This is a genomic window from Thermogemmatispora tikiterensis (assembly GCF_003268475.1).
GTDB classification, from domain to species: Bacteria; Chloroflexota; Ktedonobacteria; order Ktedonobacterales; family Ktedonobacteraceae; genus Thermogemmatispora; species Thermogemmatispora tikiterensis.
The window spans coordinates 1,331,541-1,345,922 of sequence record NZ_MCIF01000002.1 but is presented as its reverse complement, the minus strand read 5'-3'; the positions used below and the strand labels follow the sequence as shown (position 1 = coordinate 1,345,922).

Here is a 14,382-nt window from a genome sequence, read left to right as displayed (position 1 = left end):
ACTATCTGTTGTGCAAAGACGACGACAAAGCCAGATCCACTGTGTTCATGATCTGCTGAGCTGCTCAGAAGAAAGTGCTGTAAGCCACTAGCACAGCGATGGCCAGCAGCATGAGCAGCCGCGTTGTAGCGTTATACTTCCTGACAAAGAGGCTTAGTGCCAGGAAAAAGCCGAGCAAGATCACGATCGTTTTCATGGGTCAGGTACCTTCTCTAGGGCAACCCTCACAGCAGCTGGCGTATCCAGCGCGGAATGTGGCTCTCGATCTGGTTCAGCAAGATACCCTGGACAGGAAGGTCCCTCAGCTGAGCACAGGCTTCGCTGACCAGCACCTCAGACGTCACGCCGGCGTGCACCACCAGGATCAGCGAATCGGCCAGGCTGGCCGCCAGAGCGCCGTAGCCCGACGTCACCAGCGGCGGCAGATCAAGAATGAACAGCTCCTGAGAGCTGGGCAGGCGAGAGAGAAGCTGGCGTTCAGAGAGCAGGTGGATTAGCTTCATAGCCTGCCCTGCGGCATCGCCCGCAGGGATAACCGTTAGCTCGGGCGACACGCGGTAGCGAATCGCCTCCTCGCTGCACTCGCCGCGTAGCCATTCCGCCAGCCCCTGACCACGCGGCAGGTCGAATAACTCCTGCAGGCGCGGGCGCTCCCAGGTGCATTCTAGCAACGTTACAGGCCTCCCGCTGTCGTTAGCCAGCACAGTAGCGGTCGCCAGGGCCAGGAGCGTCTTCCCCTCACCAGCGGTAGCGCTCGTAAAGCCAAGGCTGCGGATCGTCGAGTGTTCCCGGAAGAAAGTGGCGGTGCACAGCTGGCGGCAGCGCTCGCGTAGCGCTTGGGCATTGAGCAACTCGCCTGCCTTATGCTTATGACCCTTGGTAGAAGCCGCCTGCTCCTTCTGCTGGAGCTTTACCTTTGCGGGTCTAGTCGGCACGGGCGTTTCTGGCACCTTTATCTTGCTGAGTGCCTCGGTCGGCTCTTTAGAGCCTTTCAGCGACAGACCAGGCTCTTCTGGGGCCTGCTCCTCCGTTTGAGTTGACGAAGCCAGGGCGGCAGTAACCGACTGCGAGCGGCGAGCTGGCAGCTTAACCGTATCGCTTTCCGAGTCGTGCGAGCCAGGGTTCTGCTTCTTATTATTGAACCAATCATGTTCTGCCATAAGCGCTATCCTCTCCTCTCCTCAGCTAGTTAAGAAGGAACACCGTCCCTGCCGGGCAGCAGCTCGCCAGAAGCGGCTGAAGGGAGCAAGGCCGTAATACCTTCCTGTCCCAGGCGTGGAAGCTGAGCCAGCACCGGCAGCGTTGTGATTTTCTGCAAGTCGAGAGGTGTATAGACCGCGCGATTGCGGCGAACCTGGATGATTACCAGAGCGGAGCAGCTAACGAGCGCTGCCACCAGACCAATCGCGCCGCCGATCAGGAATGACTTCAGCCGTGAGACTGGCTGTGTGCCCACGCTGGGGGTATCGATTACCTTAAAAAGGCTGTTGGTGCCAGTACCCTGAGCACTGATCTCCTGATTCAGGCTGGCAATCAGCGATTGCAAGTTTTCCACCGTCGCCTGGGCCTGCTTGGTCTGACTATGGAGGAGGCCGTAGGCAGGGTCGAGGGTAGCAGCGTAATCAGGGCCAGAAGTCAGCACCTGATGAGCCAGGTCGGGATGATTGGTGAGATAGCGAGCCTCGGCAGCCGCGGCAGAGGCAGCGTCCTGCTGGGCCTTCACGAGCTGGCCCTGATAGCTTTGGAGCAGATACTGTGCCTCGGCGATGCTGAACTGCTGGCTCTGCTGACTATAGTTGTCGATGACAGACTCTACCACCTGTTGAGCAATTTTTGCGCTTTGGTTCTCATAAGTAATAGTGAACAGGTTATAGCCCACTGCACGTACAACTACATGCTTGGAGATCTCCGTGAAGAGGGCATCGTCACGTAAGAGAGGATCAGAGCGCGTGTGCGCGTCAAGTGTTGAGGCGAGCTGTGTTTGAGAAGCCACCTTTAAAGCGAAGGTGCGACTTTGCAGCAGCTCGCTCAGAGCCGTGGCTTGCGTTTCTGCTGGTGTTGCCTGGAGATTCGTCTCTGGCCCGGTGGCTCCGATGACCTCGTAGCGTCGCAAGGCCCAGAGTGAGGCCGTTGTTTCGTACGATCGAGGGAGAAGCAACACGACTGCAATTGCCAGTGCCGGGAACATTACGAGCAGCAGAATGAGCTGCAGGGGCCGGCAAAAGATAGCTTCAAGTACACGCCCCACAAGAACAGACCTCCTTCGCTTCGCGTAGCATCAGGTAACCTCTCGTTTTTTCTGCTGGTATGTGGTCTGCTACAAGGGTACTACCGGCTCGATGGTAAAGTGGTATTCGTGTATGTGAAGATGTCGTTTCTGCTGGGGGTTCGATGTGTACATCGCGCTACCGGCGAGCTGGGGTAAAGGCTGATGCAGGTTGGGGTACTGTTCGTCTACTCTGCTCTAAGAAAAAGACTCGTTCTTTACCAGATTCGCAATCTTGTCACTACAAAGGCGTGCTATAACCCGAATAGACCAGGAGCGAACCAAGCGCCGGAGAACTTCTCGCATGGCCAGCGTGGCTCGCTGCCAGGAAGACAGCTATGGCCTGAGTTGCTGATCGCTCTGGGTCAATGGGGGGCGCAGAGCGGATGGTCGTGATCTGTATGCCTGCTGGTGAGCCTGCTCCAAGACCACCCGCGTTCCGCTCTCGCTGTGGGGGCGGTCAACTCCTGTCCCTGGCCGCGCTGCCGGAGGTGCTCAAATGAGGGATGCCATCCGTGAGTTGCTCAAATATCTCACCAATCAGGTTATCAATTATATTCCTTCTTATACGCTGCGCTATGCCTGGTATCGCGCGGTGCTGGGGTGGGAGATCGGTCCGCAGGTAACGATCCTTTCTGGCGTGCGTATTCAGATGGCAGGTCTGCGTGGCCGGGGGCGTCGCGTTGTGATTGGCAAGGGCTCGGTGATTAACTATGGCTGTCTGCTCTATGTAACAGGGGGGCTGGTGATCGGCGAGCATGTCAGTCTCTCGCCGGGGGTCTGGCTGATCACTGGTTCGCATGATATCAACGATCCAGAGCACAAGGATATCTACAAGCCGATTGTGATAGGAAGCTATGCCTTCCTGGGAGCGCGGGCGACGGTCCTGGCAGGTGTGACCATCGGCGAAGGTGCCGTCGTTATGGCGGGCGCAGTCGTGACCCATGATGTTCCTCCCTATGCAATCGTGGGCGGCGTGCCTGCGCGCGTGGTCGGAGAGCGCCAGCTGCGCAATCCTTCCTATTCCCTGGCTCATTTTCATCCTCTGTTTGGTTAACACCCCTGTCAGGCTGGCGGCAAGGGATTGGATTGATCTCTCTCGATTCCTCTCCCTCGCTATGCCAACTAGCTCAGGAAGCCGCTTGGTCGTGAGCTGAAAGGAGTTTAGGGTTGCTTGTCTCTGCTATGGACGATGTTGGTCCAGAGTATCAGCATGTCTATCTTTCACCACACTTCGATGATGCTGTCTATTCTTGTGGTGGAACTATTGCCTTACAGACGCTTCAAAAGGAATGTTCACTGGTTGTAACTGTATTCGCTGGCCTTCCAGGACCCGATTTAAAGCTAAGCTCCTTTGCGCGACGCATCCAGCGCACGATGAGCAGTCACCAGCAGGCGTTTAGCCTGGTAGAGCTTCGTCGCGAGGAAGACCAGTGCGCCTGCTCCTCGCTGCGGGCCGATTGCCTCTGGTTAGATTATCTCGACGCCATCTATCGCGGCTCTCCTGCCCTCTATCGCTGGAAACGGGCTATCGGCGGACGTATGCGTCAGGTTGATGCCTGGATTGTCGAAGATTTACTTCACCTTTGTCTGGCTCTCCATCGTCGTCTCCCCTCGCTCCACTGGTATGCGCCCTTGGGCATTGGAGGCCATGTCGATCATCGCGTTGTTTCTGCCGCTGCCTTCCGACTTCTCGTATATGGAGCTAATGTTGCCTTCTATGAGGATTTCCCCTATGTCCTGCATCCCACTGCTCTCAAGAAGCGCCTGCAGGAGCTGGGGTTCATGATGCAGCCTCAGCTGGTGGAGATCTCGGATACGCTGGCTTTGCGCCAGCAGGCTGCCAGCCTCTATGCCTCGCAGGTGCGCATCAACTTTGGCACGGCGGCTGCGCTTTATCAAAGCATCGAATGTTACAGTAGCCAGATCAGCCCGAAGCAGGGGGCGCATGTGGAGCGCTTCTGGCGACCGGCTCTGCAGGGTGACTGCCCCCATCCCCACTAGCAAAACGACTGGCGGAGGGTGAAACATCTCCGCCAGTCGCCTCCAATCGCGGAGTTTGAGGAAACCTGCACAGACCTCCTTTGATCTGCTGGGCGTTAAGAGGGGGTGGAGGGTAATAGTTCGTTCGCTAGCAGGGACCCAGCTGGACCCAGACGCCGGCTGGACCGCCCGGCACGTCGTTGTACGTCCACCACTTGGCCTGCCAGAGATAGCCGTTATAGGTAACTTTGCTGCCCCCGGTATAAGCCGTGGTAGGACTCCACGGGGCAACGCCTGCGCAGCTGCTGCCAGTTGAGGGTGTAGGCGTCGGCGAGGGAGTAAGGGTCGGGGCAGGTGTGGCGGTGGGCGTTGGCGTTGATGGCGTTGACGAAGGAACTACTGTAGGAGTCGCTGTGCTCGTCTGAGCGAATTGGGTAACGATGCGGGTGAAGTCCCAGTCGTTCTGAGGCACGCTGCTACAGGTAGCCGAGAGGTTCCCGTTGTTATCTGGCGGCGTGCATTGGCGATCGCGGTTTACCGACCAGAAAGTAAAGCGGGCCAGGTGATTGCTCTCGACGAAGCTAAGCACCGTCTGGAAATCGGACTGGTAGAAGTATTCTCCGCTATCGGTGCGCCCATTCATAGAGGAGATGCCCTCATGGGCGTAGGCTGTCGCGCTATCCCAGCCAAAGGTGTTCATGAGCATAGTGTGGAAGCTCTGCAGAGCGCTGATCTGGCTGCTGGCGCCGCTGAAGCCTCCATCAAAGGGCATGATGGAGTAGCTGCTCGGAGTGTAGCTGAGGCTGCGCGCGGTCGTGAGCAGCTGCTGTCCAAAGTAGCCAGTCCCCGAGGTGGTTCCCGGCAGGGTGATAGTGATTAGAAGGCCGGGGTTGTTAGCCTGCAGAATCTGAGCGGCTCCCAGCTCGTTATTGATAGCACTGGCGTTCTCGTACTCCGGCTCTTCCAGGTCGAGGTCAATCGCGCGCAGGCCGTACTTGCTAATGACGGCCTGCTCTGCGGCAGCGGTAGCCTGGGCGGTACCACAGACCTGTCCCAGTTTCGTGCCATTATAGCCGCCGAAAGAGACCACCACATCGCCGCCCGCTGCTCGCACAGCATTGATAATAGGGCCAACCTGGGTATCGGTTGAGACATCGATCAGGCCGCTGTCGGCCTCCCAGGCAGGTGTGCAGCTGTTGTCTGCCACGATGAAGGCCAGTGTAAAGACGCGTGCGCCAGTTGCGGCCATCACGGTTGTAAGGGACGGTGGGTTATTGGCGAGGGGCATGACGTAAGGAGCCGCATTGTACCAGGCCGTCCCTGGAGACGCGGCAGCTTGGGCTGGCCGCTGCTGGTACTGGAGGCTGAAGGCTACCGCTGCAAGGCAGACTACAAGGAAGGCGACAGAGACGAGCAGCAAGGCTCTTCGGGTTGGCGGTCCACTTGTGCAGGAAGTTCTCAGAGGCAGCATATCTTAGCTCCTTTGCTTGCTAGTGCTAGTGATCGTGGAAGGCCATCAGGAGAAGTCAGGGTAAGGGAGGAGAGTGACAGAACGGTCTGAGAGCTGGACGAGGCCGTGCTGCCTGCTCTCGCTCCCTCCCTTGCCAGTAGTCTCGCGTTGAAGCCTATTGAAGCGAGACGTCGTCTACGTAGACGTTGCCCTGCAGGTACCAGCCGTGCACGTAGATGGTGACACTGGTGGTCGAGGAGCCAGTTGTGAAGGAGACCGAAAGCAGCGTGTAGCTACTGCTGCTGGTCCAGTTGCTCGCTCCACCGCTGATGCCCAGGTAGGCATAAGGACCATCCACGTAGGCGCTCAGCGTATAGGTATGATTCGGTTGGACGCTGATCGTCTGGGTGCACTGGCCTGTTGTAGAACTCGTCGGAGTGATCTGCAGCGCGTAAGAACCGCTGTGAACAGGCGAGGTAACAACCTGATCGCCTGAGTCGCAGCTCCAGGGCGCCAGCGAGCCACTCTCGAAGCCGGGATTCGCGACCAGGTTGCCTCCAGACGGAGGGGAGGTCGGTGTTGGGCTAGGTGTAGGAGTAGCCGTCGGCGCTGATGTGGGCATAGGCGTAGGCGTGGGAGTACTGGTCGGTGTCGGTATGGGAGTCGGGGTCGCTGTCGGGGTTGGTGTGGGGGTTGGCGTCGGACCAGGGTTCGAGGTGTTTCCCAGACCATTGACGATGGCGTTCAGCAGCGTATCGGCTGTGTCCTCATCTTCCAGGGAGAACATCATGGCACCGGCCAGGCCCTTGTTCTTGATGTAGGTCGTTTTCGCAGCGATCGACTGCGGCGTGTCGCCGGTGTAGAAATTCGTGCCGTCATAGATCCAGGAAGCCTGTGTGGTCGAATCGAAGAAGTTGTCACTTGCATTACTCGTCAGGCCAGCGGCGGCCAGCTCCTTATAGAAAGCGACACCGGGGGTCTGACTGTAGGAGAAGGACGGTGAAGGGCCAGTAGCAGACTGGTAGAGGCCATGCGTATTGCCAGCGGGTACGCCTGTCCATCCACGGTAGTAGAAGGGGAAGCCCATCACCAGCTTGCTGGCGGGAAAGCCGCCAGGGATACTGTAGGCTGAGAGTCCGCTTGTCCAGGCCTGGATGGACGTATCAATATTATATTTGGCCTGACCGGGAGGGATAGGTGCCGAAGGATCTTGAGGCGACCCATAGAGCGGATCCTGGAAATTCGTTGGGCCGCTGCTCTCCCAGGCTCCGTGCATGTCATAAGTCATGACATCGGCGTAATCCAGATAATTCCCGATCTGATCGGTCTGGATCTGCATAATCTTATCTTGTCCCGAAGGGACAGCCGCTGTTAGCGTGAAATGCTTGCCAATGCTGGCCCCATAGGCGTCCAGCTCGTTGCGGAACTCCTGGAGCAGGAGCGTGAAGTTAGCTTTATCCTGGGGACCATAGTGGTTGCCAACATGCCCGAGGACACCGGGGTACTCCCAGTCAATGTCGAAGCCATCGAAGATGCCGGCAGCGGAGGCAGGACCGCCCGATGGATCACCACTGATGCCCGTGGGCAGGTTCCCCTTAAGGAACATATCGATGCAGGAGCTAACGAACTTCTGGCGTGAGGAGGCCGTTGCCGCCACATCGGAGAAGTACTTTGAATAGGTCCAGCCGCCGATGGAGAGCAGAATCTTCAGATTGGGATATTTGACCTTCAGCTCACGGAGCTGGTTGAAGTTGCCCTTGATCGGCTGACTGTAAGAGTCCGAGCTGCCGTCGACGGAGTTTGTGCTGCTATAGCTCTTCTGATAGTCTGCAAAGGCATCGCCTGCTCCATCGCCGGCGTTAGGGTCGTTCTCATTGCTGGAGTCTGCCGCCTTGATCGTCTCAAAGCAGGTCAGATTCGTGGGGTCGATGTTCTCGAAAGCGTAGATAATCATGGTCAGGCGTGAGGCTGCTCCCGAGGTATCGACAGTCGAGGGATAGTAAGCGTTGCCGTAGATGCTCCACTGGTCGAAGTAGGCGATTTTCTGGTAGGTGGGAGTGCTGGCTGCCTGGGTGGAGGCGGTAATTGGAGCGCTGGGGGCCGAGGTGTTGCCGTCCTTGTCGTAAGCTTGAACGGTGAAGGTGTAACTCGTCGAGGGCAGCAGCGAGCTGATGGTCACAGCCGTACCCATCGAGGTGGCAACGATATTGCTGCCGTTATAGACGTAGTAGGCTGGCACGTCGCCAGTGCCGGAATTGTCTGTGGAGGGTGACCAGGCCAGGGTGATCGCTTGCGGACCGGTGGCCACTACATGGACATTGGTTGGTGTGGTAATCACCGTGGCCCCACGCACCTGGAGCGGATGAGTGTAGAGCAGAGCGGCCAGGCCCGAGCAGAGCAGAGCCACCGCTATTCCAAGCTGCAAGAGTCTTTCCTGTCGTCTCATGGTTTCTCCTTGCTAACATTCCTTGCTAGCAGTCTCGGCTGGGAGGCCCCTGGCAAAGACACGCGGCAGCCGACCAACCGCGTGCTGAGCGTCGCACGTGCTGATCTGGACAGGACTATGTAGGGCTGCCTGAAAGCGAGCAGAGCAGCCCTTTCGCCACTCTCTCCTCCTTTCTTCTCGAACTCAGACAGGTCAGGACCGGCCTCTGTCCACCAGTGGCCCGAAGAGATGTGTCGCAGTGCGCAGACCCTGTCTCAGCGGAAGCCCTTAGTGCTTGCCTTCCACCTGTGGTGCGTTCGCGTCGGTTGTGGACAGCGAAGCCAGACTGCTACCTGCCACAGAGAGATCCCGGCAGGCCCCGGAGGCCGGTTGATCTCCTCTCCTCATATGGAGTGTACCCATTTATGGTGTATATGTCAAGATGTATAGACCAGATAGATTGAAGGGCGAGGAGGGTGGTGGGGGGATACTTTAGCGCGCTGGGGGAGCTGCCTCTTGAGGGAGAGTGGAAGGAGGACAGGGAGCGGGGTGAGGGGCCTGGAAGCGGCTGACGCGCAGCAAGGCGACGAGCAAATCGCCGACGGCGGGCAAAGGATCGGTCAAAGAGAAGACGGAGAAGGTTGTAGGACCGACCAGTGAACGGAGATAAGCAAGGGGGCTGGAGAGGCCAGCGCGCATCTCCTGGAGGCCGGCGGGCAGATCGGTCAAGAGGCGCAGCCAGCGAACGCCGTAGCGGATGGGGCCGGGGTGATCGCCGGCTTGGCCGATAGCCTGGCAATACTGCAGGTAGGGCAGGTCCAGGCCGCAGGCCACGCAGAGCGTGTGCCAGCCCCAGGGGCGCAGATTGATATCGAGCAGCTTATAGCGGTCATCGCGAGGATCAAGCTTAAACTCGACCTCGACCATGCCGCTTGTGCCCATGAAGTGGAGCAGCTTCTCGGCCAGAGGGTAGAGAGCCGGGACCTCGACAGCCTCTACGAAGCTAGAGCCAAGGCCATAGTCGATTGGATATTGGCGACGGCGGCGGGCGGTTAAGGCGTAGAGCAGCTGGCCGTTCTCACAGAAGGCGCCCAGCGAATACTGAAGCTGGCCTCCACCGGGGATAAGCTCCTGAAGCAGGATCTCATCGGCCTCCAGGACTGTGCGGGCCTGGCGATAGGCACTTAGCAGCTCAGCGTAGCTCCGCGCTTCCAGGGCCTTGAGGCGCAAGGTATATTGCAGGTGGACCGAGATGGCCGGCTTCACGATCACAGGAAACTGGAGATCGAGGTCTGCCAGGGCCTGCTCATCGGCGGGGTACCAGGTGCGTGGTGCCGGGACATCCAGCTCCTGGGCCATGCGGTAAGTCAAGCGTTTATCGAGGGCCCAGCGAGCCACCTCCCAGGGTGGAGTTGTGAGCCGGTAAAGGCGAGCCAGTTCCGTATGGTGGCGGCTAATCAGCTCGACGGCCTCATCCTGCATAGGGAAAAGGACGGCGCCCTGCAGACTACTGGCGGGCCCAGAGGAGAGCAAGAATGTCAGCAGCGCCTCATCGCCGAGGGAGCCGGGCCAGCGAATACGCTGGCGCGTATAGCGTGAGAACCAGGCAGAGCGTGGCACGGCATCGAGCACTGTGCAGGCGATGCCCCGGCGTCCCAAGCGGCGTGCGACTCCCAGAGCTTTGAAATCGCTTCCCAGGATCAAGACAGGGGGGAGTCTCTTCTCTCCCCCCTCAACAGATCTACCAGGCATCAGCGTACCTACCGACCGAGAATAGCGCGGTGGCCAGCTTCCAGAAAGGCAAGGCACTGAGCCGAAGCTAAGCGAAGCGGCGGTCGCGCTGGACGCAGCGCAAGATCTGACGAGCGGGGATCTTCGCCCCGGCCACGAAACGGCAGATTGGTCCGAAACTGTGATTGGCCAGCGCGCCAGCGAAGTGGAGGCGAGGCACCGACGACTCGAACCACTCGTTGAGCACGGGATAGCCATCGCGGGCCAGGATCTGTGCCCGCAAAGCCTCGTCAAGGTAAGTCAGCTTATGAATATTCGGGCGATAGCCAGTGCCCAGGAAGAGGTGGTCGACCTGGCGCGTACTCCCGTCGCTGAGCGTCAGCTCCAGGCGCTCGCCGCGAGGCGTAGCCTTCACGACCTCCGCCGTATCCGTGATACGGACATGACCCTCTACCCGTGGGCGCAACCATTCCGCCCCTGCTGGTCGGACGGCGCGGCGATCGAGGGCATAGCGCGTCTTCTCGGGGAAGAGGCGGAAGAGCAGCGGCGAGGCGACGAGCCAGTTGAGGCCCGGGGGTCCGACATCGCTGGGGGGATAAAAGATGCGGCGGGCCGGACCAGTGCGATGGTAGAGCGCGCGGTTGATCCAGATCACTGGGCCGCGGGCGATCAACTCCACGCTGGCTCCCGCCTCGTGGAGCAGGGCGGCGCACTCCAGGGCGCTCTGGCCGCGTCCAACGATAGCCACCTCGCGATTCGCAAAGCTGGAGAAATCGCGGTGAGCCTGCGTATGGGAAGCCAGCTCGGGCGGCAGGTGACGAGCGAACTCTGGCACGTAGCAGAACGGGGCAATCCCGCTGGCGACCACAACGCGCCTTGCTTTCAGCGAGCGGCCATCTGCCAGCTCAAGCACGAATGTTTCACCATCGCGGGCCAGCCTGGTGATATACGTTGGATCTACATCGGGAACTGCCTGACGCTGGAACCAGCAGCAATAACTCAGAAAAAGCGTGATCGGCAGCGGCTCCTGGCGTGGCGTGCTGGTAGCGGTGCAGTAGCGATCCAGACTATAGCGACCATCCGGGTCGAAGAGCGTCGAGGCGCTCCAGACTGACTTCAGGTGAAAGCCAGTGGGCATTTGCTGCCAAAACTCCATTGTACGGCCAAAGACCAGGGCGGGCTGGGCGCGCCCCTTCAGATAAGCGCCGATCGAAAGCCCGTATGGTCCAGCGCCGATGACGACCGTGGTGTCGTTGCTCACGCAAGCACCCTCCCTCTCTCGCAGCTGATCGCCGCCGGCCACCAGTCAATGCGGCCTGCTGGCGAATGCGGTTTTACTGTCTCTGACAGCATACTGCTTGTGCGTTGGGAAGCGATGTTTCTTCTGGTGAAGAAGATGTCGTGATAGCGAGAAGGGTTATGTGAATTGGTAGAGATAGCCAGCGCTCCTCTTTCGATTGTGAATATGCACTTCCTGGCCTCTTCAGGAACACATTCTTGACCGAAAGGTCAACCGTTCCGCGATCAGCAGGCGCTATGCTTACTGACTGGGCAGGTTCCTTAGCTGATAAGCAATAACAATGAAAGAGTTGCGCTTGCAGCGATCCCCGTGCCGAGCGTCTGCGTCTCTATGCGCTCGGCGGCAATGGCAACTAGCCTGGAAGGAGTAGCTACCTGGAGGAGCCAGTGCGCCTTGCCTATAGCGCTGGCAGGCAACGCCGAGCGAGAGAGGTATCTTGATGAAGCTATTGGCGGTGATCCCTTATATTCCTGCTCCAACCTGGGGAGGTGGAGCACGCAGCTTCTATGTTTTAAAGGCGCTGGCGAGCAAGTATCCTGTTTCGCTGATCGCGCTGAGCCGCGGCGAGAAGTTGCAGGAAGCAGCGAGCTGCGGGCCGCTGCTAGAGCGGTTGCAGGGTGTCAACCTGGTCGCGTCCCCGGCCTCACAGTGGCGCCGCTGGCGGCAGGCGCTTCATGTGGTGCGGGGGGAATCAAGTGCCATCGCTGACCGTTGTCCGCCTGGTTTACAGGACGCGCTCGATCGTGCCCTGGCCACTGATGCTTATCAGGCGGTCTATGTTGATGGCGCTCTCACCGCGGCTGGCCTGCGCCTTCCTGCTTCTCTGCCTTTGCTTATTTTGCAGCATAACCTTGAGTATGAGCTGCTCTATCGCACCTATCTCACTGAGAAAAGCTGGTTACGCAGGTGGTATAACGGGCGCGAGTATCGCCTGGTCAAGCCACGCGAGCTGGCTTGCTGTCAGCGAGCGGCTGCTGTCTTGGTAGCCAGCGAGCGCGAGCGTCAACTCTTACAAGAGCTGCTCCCGCAAGCTCGTGTGGGAGTCGTTCCCAATGGCGTGGATCTCTCCTTCTTTGCTCCTCCCTCTACGGACGAGGAGGAGGGGCAGCGGATCGTCTTCACCGGCTCGCTAGACTATTATCCCAATGAGCAGGCCGTTCTCGGCTTTGCGCGCCAGTGCTGGCCGCTCATCCGCGAACGGATGCCTGCGGTTGAGTGGTGGATTGTGGGGCGCAATCCACCCCGCTCGGTACGGCGGCTGGCCAGACTGCCGGGGGTGACAGTCACTGGTACAGTACCCGATGTGCGTCCCTATCTCGCTCGTGCCAGTGTTGTCGTGGTGCCGCTGCGCATCGGCAGCGGGACACGGCTCAAAATTCTAGAGGCGCTGGCAATGAAGAGGGCAGTGGTCTCAACGACATTAGGGGCTGAAGGCCTGGCCGTGGCCTCGGGTCGCCATCTGTTACTCGCCGACACCCCCGATGACTTTGTGAGGGCAGTGCTCTTGCTCTTGGAAGATGCCAGGCGCCGGCAGGCATTAGCTGAGGCTGGCAGGCGACTGGTGGAGCAGGCCTATTCCTGGGAGCGCTGCCAAGAGCGTCTGGCGACCCTCCTGGCTGAGGAGGAGCTGCTGGAGAGAAGGCCGCTCTTCCGCGGCTCGCTTCTCTAGCTAGAGCAAGGCCAGCGAGGGTGCCTTTGTTCGCTGCACGCTGGCTGGTGCCTGGATGCATGGCCAGAGATCAAAGTGTGCTCGCACCCCTCCCGCTGACTGGTGGCAGTGGGGGCAGTGAAGAAGAAAGATAGCTACCAGGCTAGCACGGCTAGGAGCAGTAATGATGACGCAGGCAACGCTCTCTCTTTCGCAGACATGGTCGCCGGCCTTGGCGCAGGAGGCCAGTGAGACCTTTTATCTCATGCCAGAGTGGCTGGAGTTGATAAGTCGCCTCTATGGCTACAAACTGCTGCCCTTGGGGCTGCGCAATGAGGCTGGTCAACTCTGTGGCTTTTTGCCTCTCTGTCTCGTGCAGAACCGTCCGGGAAGCCGACGTTTAGTGGCCTTCCCTTTTTCGGATTACTGCCCGTTCCTGGCTGACAGCGCGGAGCATGCCCAGGCTCTCCTTGAGCAGGCGCTGGCCCTGACTGCGGATCAGAGGGCGGACTGCTTAGAGCTGCGCTGTGGTCCCAATGGGTTGCTACAGGCAGACAGTCGCTTTGTGACCAGCGATCTCTATGTGCGTTGGCTGCTCCCACTAGCGAGGGAGGCCCAGATGATGTGGTCCCAGCTGCGTAAGCCAGTGCAGCGCCAAGTACGCAAGGCTGCCCAGTTAGGGGTTCAGGTGCGCCTGGCAGAGCGCCGCGAGGAGATGCTGCGCTATTATCAGCTCCATCTGCGCACGCGCTGTAAGAAACATGGGTTGCCGGCTCAGCCGCGGCGTTTCTTTCTGGAGCTGTGGGAGACTTTTGCGCGCAGCGGACGGTTACGGCTATGGCTGGCGGAGTATGAGGGGCAGCCGATCGCTGGCATGATCTTCCTGGCAGCTGGTGGAACGCTGCGCTATGCCTATGGGGCTTCGCACGAAGGCTATCTGCAGCTGGCGCCCAATAATCTGTTGATGTGGCAGGCAATTGAGCAGGCCTGCAACGAGGGATTCAGGGTGCTGGACCTCGGGCGCACAGCCTGTGCGAATCAGGGCTTGATGGAGTTTAAGCGTCGCTGGGGAGCTGAGAAAGTGCCGCTGCCCTATTATTATTACCCGCGCCAGGCCGGTCCGGTGAGTACCTCGGAGGAGAGCCGTGTCTATCGTCTAGTGACGAGCTGCTGGCGGGTACTGCCGCTCCAGGTGAGTGGTCCTCTCGGAGGGCTGCTCTATCGCTACCTGGGATAGGGGGCAGGGACAGGACGCTACGAGCCGGGTCCCAAAGCCCAGGCAAAGATAGTGACCGCACAGGCGTCCTGCGATCGCGTGACGGTGAGGCGAGAGGGGCAGGCAGGGGAGCAAAGAGATAGATCGAAAGAGATCTTTCCCTGTCTGGCTCCCCTGCCTGCCCGGCTGATGCTGAGCGTTCCCTGCCGGCTCTTGGGTCGAGTCGCTAGTGTCCCCCTGATCCTTGCCCTGGCCCCTGGCCGTGAGATCAGCGAGCTTCGAAGCGCAGCAGCGGATGAGTCGCCACCCCACTGGCCCGGCTCGTGCGAGACGGGGAAAGCGGGGTGAGTGTCTCTGGCCAGA

At 59.5% G+C, this 14,382-nt stretch carries 11 protein-coding genes; 4 read left to right on the top strand and 7 right to left on the bottom strand.

The window, feature by feature from the left end; genetic code table 11:
• Window positions 1–64: 64 nt before the first annotated feature.
• From A4R35_RS24955 to A4R35_RS05460, 3 genes are read right to left on the bottom strand one after another with little or no spacing between them, the layout of a single operon-like run.
• The gene (locus A4R35_RS24955; protein WP_262982318.1) at window positions 65–196 is read right to left on the bottom strand and encodes a hypothetical protein; all 132 of its coding nucleotides are present in this window, start codon (window positions 194–196) and stop codon (window positions 65–67) included.
• A 28-nt stretch (window positions 197–224) separates the two neighbouring features.
• Entirely contained in the window at window positions 225–1,160 is a 936-nt protein-coding gene (locus A4R35_RS05465; protein WP_112427302.1) for a CpsD/CapB family tyrosine-protein kinase, read from the bottom strand.
• 29 nt (window positions 1,161–1,189) lie between these two features.
• Complete coding sequence (locus A4R35_RS05460; protein ID WP_112427300.1) at window positions 1,190–2,248, bottom strand: GumC domain-containing protein; 1,059 nt, start codon at window positions 2,246–2,248, stop codon at window positions 1,190–1,192.
• A 517-nt stretch (window positions 2,249–2,765) separates the two neighbouring features.
• On the opposite strand from A4R35_RS05460, the gene A4R35_RS05455 reads away from it, so the two are divergent.
• Both A4R35_RS05455 and A4R35_RS05450 read left to right on the top strand, forming a co-directional pair.
• Entirely contained in the window at window positions 2,766–3,323 is a 558-nt protein-coding gene (locus tag A4R35_RS05455; protein ID WP_112427298.1) for an acyltransferase, read from the top strand.
• A 113-nt stretch (window positions 3,324–3,436) separates the two neighbouring features.
• Window positions 3,437–4,270 (top strand): PIG-L deacetylase family protein, encoded by an 834-nt coding sequence (locus A4R35_RS05450; protein ID WP_146747124.1) that lies wholly within the window; start codon window positions 3,437–3,439, stop codon window positions 4,268–4,270.
• Between the two features lie 127 nt (window positions 4,271–4,397).
• Here the strand turns inward: A4R35_RS05450 and A4R35_RS05445 are convergent, their stop codons facing one another.
• From A4R35_RS05445 to A4R35_RS05430, 4 genes are all read right to left on the bottom strand, one after another.
• Window positions 4,398–5,720, bottom strand: coding sequence for a chitinase (locus A4R35_RS05445; RefSeq protein WP_112427294.1), 1,323 nt, complete (start codon window positions 5,718–5,720; stop codon window positions 4,398–4,400).
• 154 nt (window positions 5,721–5,874) lie between these two features.
• Complete coding sequence (locus A4R35_RS05440) at window positions 5,875–8,145, bottom strand: glycosyl hydrolase family 18 protein (RefSeq protein ID WP_112427293.1); 2,271 nt, start codon at window positions 8,143–8,145, stop codon at window positions 5,875–5,877.
• Between the two features lie 471 nt (window positions 8,146–8,616).
• A complete protein-coding gene (locus A4R35_RS05435; RefSeq protein ID WP_112427291.1) occupies window positions 8,617–9,828 on the bottom strand; it encodes a carboxylate--amine ligase in 1,212 nt (403 codons plus the stop codon).
• 115 nt (window positions 9,829–9,943) lie between these two features.
• On the bottom strand, window positions 9,944–11,116 hold the full coding sequence (locus A4R35_RS05430; protein WP_146747123.1) for an FAD-dependent oxidoreductase: 1,173 nt from the start codon (window positions 11,114–11,116) through the stop codon (window positions 9,944–9,946).
• 478 nt (window positions 11,117–11,594) lie between these two features.
• On the opposite strand from A4R35_RS05430, the gene A4R35_RS05425 reads away from it, so the two are divergent.
• Together A4R35_RS05425 and A4R35_RS05420 are read left to right on the top strand one after the other, a co-directional pair.
• Entirely contained in the window at window positions 11,595–12,824 is a 1,230-nt protein-coding gene (locus tag A4R35_RS05425) for a glycosyltransferase (protein ID WP_112427287.1), read from the top strand.
• A gap of 163 nt (window positions 12,825–12,987) precedes the next feature.
• Entirely contained in the window at window positions 12,988–14,040 is a 1,053-nt protein-coding gene (locus A4R35_RS05420) for a lipid II:glycine glycyltransferase FemX (RefSeq protein WP_112427285.1), read from the top strand.
• The last annotated feature ends 342 nt before the right edge of the window (window positions 14,041–14,382 follow it).

Bases quoted from the DNA above. Each gene is read 5' to 3' on its own strand.
- A4R35_RS24955 (WP_262982318.1), bottom strand. From the start codon at position 196: ATGAAAACGATCGTGATCTTGCTCGGCTTTTTCCTGGCACTAAGCCTC.
- A4R35_RS05465 (WP_112427302.1), bottom strand. From the start codon at position 1,160: ATGGCAGAACATGATTGGTTCAATAATAAGAAGCAGAACCCTGGCTCG.
- A4R35_RS05455 (WP_112427298.1), top strand. From the start codon at position 2,766: ATGAGGGATGCCATCCGTGAGTTGCTCAAATATCTCACCAATCAGGTT.
- A4R35_RS05445 (WP_112427294.1), bottom strand. From the start codon at position 5,720: ATGCTGCCTCTGAGAACTTCCTGCACAAGTGGACCGCCAACCCGAAGA.
- A4R35_RS05440 (WP_112427293.1), bottom strand. From the start codon at position 8,145: ATGAGACGACAGGAAAGACTCTTGCAGCTTGGAATAGCGGTGGCTCTG.
- A4R35_RS05425 (WP_112427287.1), top strand. From the start codon at position 11,595: ATGAAGCTATTGGCGGTGATCCCTTATATTCCTGCTCCAACCTGGGGA.
- A4R35_RS05420 (WP_112427285.1), top strand. From the start codon at position 12,988: ATGATGACGCAGGCAACGCTCTCTCTTTCGCAGACATGGTCGCCGGCC.